This is a genomic window from Protofrankia sp. Cr1 (assembly GCF_963555865.1).
GTDB lineage: Bacteria > Actinomycetota > Actinomycetes > Frankiales > Frankiaceae > Protofrankia.
On sequence record NZ_CAUVXO010000617.1, the window covers coordinates 1 to 2,984 of the forward strand.

Genomic DNA, 2,984 nt, shown 5'->3' on the forward strand with positions numbered 1-2,984 from the left:
GCCCCGCCGATACCCCAGCTGGTTCGTCACCACCGTGACCGCGCGGACCGTCGCCAGATCCCGCTCCGCCACCGCCGTGACCTCGGCGATGTACCGGTCGTCGGGCCGGGCCACGGTGTGATGACGCTCGCCCCAGCGGACCGCCGCGCGCGGGCCGAACTCGACCGGAGCTACCCCGGCGAACCGGCCGAACGGAGTAGCGCGGGTCGTCCATCTCAGCAGGTAGCGGACCGTCGCCTCCACCAAACGCCGTAGCCGGCGCGTTTCCATCGGCTCGTGGGCCAGGGCGCGGGCCATCTGGACGGCCAGGTCGGGCGCGGCCTGCCCAACCGCGACCGCGAACGCCGGCCGCGCCCACGCCTTTCGCAGCCACTCCAGCCACTCGTCGGGCTGCTCCGTGGTTAGGTCGGGCCATGCGGGCAGCGTCAGATCTCGGGGATAGGAGGCGGCCCTGATCAACGCCGCGCCCGTCGCGTCAAACATGTCTCCGCTCCGTTCCGGAGCTGGCCGAGAGGGACGGCGGGCCCGGCCGCCAGCGGTCGGGCCCGCGGACTGCGCGGTTCAGCCGCCGCTGCCGCCCGAGCAGGCGTCTGATTTCGTGTTGCCTGAGCCGCAGTTGTCGTCGGTGCTGGTGGCGTATCCGTCGGCGGCGGGTCCGGCGTCGACCAGGCGGAGATCCAGCTCGTACCCGTCGTTCTCCGTGGACTCCATCAGGGGGCTCCGTTCTCCTCATCGGGGATGAAGGTCAGGACAAGGCGGCTGTGCCGCTTGTCCAGGACAGCCCCGTCCGGCAAGTCGCCGTCGGGGGTATGCGCGGGAAGCACGTGCAGCCTCGGCGGCGGGCAGCCCGCGTCCACCCACGCCCGCATGCGCTCGACCATCCGCTCGGCCGCCGCGACCGCCGCGGTCCCGTGAGCACACGCGCCGAGATCAAAAAGCCGGTCAGTCCAGCGGAGGGCCGACCGGTAGGCCAGCGTGCCGCCGTCGAGGGTGGCCGGGACGGCGAACCGCCACGAGGGCGTGACGATGCCGGCCTTGACGGCCTCCTCCTGCGCGGAGAGCACCACGAACTGCTCCACCTCGCGTCGAAGCCGGGTCGCCAGCCACAGATCGAGGTCGGACAGGTCGGTGCGGGGCGGCAGGCTCACCCTGGCCCACACCTGCTCGCGCGGCGTCGTGAGGAGATCAGCGACCGCAGCCGGGTCGACGGGCTGGCCCTCATCCAGCCGCAGATGAACACCGTCCGCGATGTCGACGTAGCGCACCTCATGGGCGCCGGCGCCTTGCATCGAGACGAACCCGCACAACCGCTGGCTCACGCTGACCAGGCAGCCCTCGCGGCGCCGCAACGCCCACGACCGGGTCATCCCGAACGTGCGCAGCGGCAGCACCAGCACGCCATCATCGGTGAGCTGATCGGGCCACGCCGGTGGGATGTCCCACGCACCAACCGTGACAATGATCAAGTCGAAGCGGCGGGCCGGCGCGATCGGGTATTCGCCGTCCGCGCATACCACGGTCACGCCGTGGTAGCCCGCCGCCGACAGACAGGCGGTCGCCCGGTCGGTCACCTCGGAGTCAATGTCGACGGTTGTCACCGACCCTGACGGGCCGACCAGCTCCCGCAGCAGGGCCGCGTTATAGCCACCGCTCCCTAGTTCCAGCACGTGCCGGCCATCGAGCCCGTCGAGCGCGTCCGTCGCCTGACCAAGCATCCGCGCGATCACGAACGGCGCCGACACCGTGCTGATGTTCTCCGTACCATGTCGCTTGAAGGAGACCACGTCGTTCTCATACGCGCGCTCCGGCGTCACGCCCGGTGTGAACAGCTCACGGGGAACGGTCCGCATCGCCGCCACCACCTCCGGCCGCGACGAGCAGCCCTCCGCGGCCTGATCGGCCACGAACCGGTCGACCATCTCGTGACGGAGGCTCTCGCTGCCGCCTATGGTCCCGATGCTCATCACGGTGTCCTCTCCCGATACGTGCGGACCGCCACAGGTCGGGCGGCCCCGAGACTTCCCCGACGGCGTCGTTGCTCTCGCGCGGGCCGGGCCGACCGGCGACGGGAGAGTGGTCATTCTGCTTCCCTCCGGGCGTCGCGGCTCACGCAACCAACAAGATCACGTTAATGGTGTGTTCGGTGCGTCACCACGATGGCCGATCCCAGGAGGCGAGTCATTCCCCCCACCACGAACGTTTTCTTCGGCCCCCCACGAGGTCGATGACCTGCGAGAACACTGCCGCCTGCTCGCCCTTATCCAGCGTGATCATGCCGATTCGTTCGGCGAGTCCGCAGGGACGCGATCGCGCGTGTCGCCTGGACGGTGCCGCAGAGACAGCAGCATCCTGCGGCCCTGTTCGTCCCGGCGAGCGCCATGGCCGGCGGCATTCCACGTCCTGTCAGGCATGACCGACGATGCAGCCACTTCGATCAACTCGCCCCCTCTGTTCTGGCCGTGAGCGGACGACTACGGTTGCGATGGTTCGGTCGGTGGCCGAGAGCCCCAGGCCGATCGCCGTCCACGCTCAGGGAGGGGCACCTCGGCATGGGCAAGACCAGCCAGCGGGTCGAGCAGGAGGAGTTGCGCGCCCGGATGCGCGCGGTGGGAATGGCGCACGACGAGATCGCCGTCGAGTTCGCGCGTCGCTACCGGCTGCGGCCTCGCGCCGCGCACCGGGTGGCGCACGGCTGGACCCAGCAGCAGGCAGCCGGCCACATCAACGCCCATATCGCCCATATCGGCCTGGACGCGGATGGCGCCGCCTCGATGAGCGCCCCGTGGCTGTCGGAGCTGGAGAACTGGCCGTTCCCGGCCCGTCGGCGCCTCACCCCGCGGCTCCTCGTCGTGCTCGCCGCGGTCTACGGCACCGACATCCACAATCTGCTCGACCTCGACGACCGGGAGCATCTCGCACCCGAGGACATGCTCCTGATCAACAGCATGCGCCGGCCCGCGCCACCACAGTCCCCCACACCGGCT

At 70.4% G+C, this 2,984-nt stretch carries 4 protein-coding genes; 1 reads left to right on the forward strand and 3 read right to left on the reverse strand.

Features of this window, described 5'->3' with window-relative positions; translation table 11 throughout:
* The 3 genes from U9980_RS26805 to fxlM all read right to left on the reverse strand — a co-directional run.
* The coding region (locus tag U9980_RS26805; RefSeq protein ID WP_322770474.1) for a lantibiotic dehydratase at positions 1-483 on the reverse strand (483 nt) is incomplete at its 3' end.
* A gap of 78 nt (positions 484-561) precedes the next feature.
* Positions 562-711 carry an FxLD family lanthipeptide gene (locus U9980_RS26810; RefSeq protein WP_322770475.1) on the reverse strand — a complete coding sequence of 50 codons (150 nt, stop codon included), beginning with the start codon at positions 709-711 and terminating at the stop codon, positions 562-564.
* Positions 711-1,964, reverse strand: coding sequence for a methyltransferase, FxLD system (gene fxlM, locus U9980_RS26815; RefSeq protein ID WP_322770476.1), 1,254 nt, complete (start codon positions 1,962-1,964; stop codon positions 711-713). The genes U9980_RS26810 and fxlM overlap by 1 nt, the downstream gene beginning before the upstream one ends.
* A 585-nt stretch (positions 1,965-2,549) precedes the next feature.
* Between fxlM and U9980_RS26820 the strand changes: the two genes are divergently transcribed.
* The coding region (locus U9980_RS26820; RefSeq protein ID WP_322770477.1) for a helix-turn-helix transcriptional regulator at positions 2,550-2,984 on the forward strand (435 nt) is incomplete at its 3' end.

Excerpts from the sequence above, each read along its gene's own strand:
- fxlM (WP_322770476.1), bottom strand. The coding sequence starts at position 1,964 with ATGAGCATCGGGACCATAGGCGGCAGCGAGAGCCTCCGTCACGAGATG.
- U9980_RS26810 (WP_322770475.1), bottom strand. The coding sequence starts at position 711 with ATGGAGTCCACGGAGAACGACGGGTACGAGCTGGATCTCCGCCTGGTC.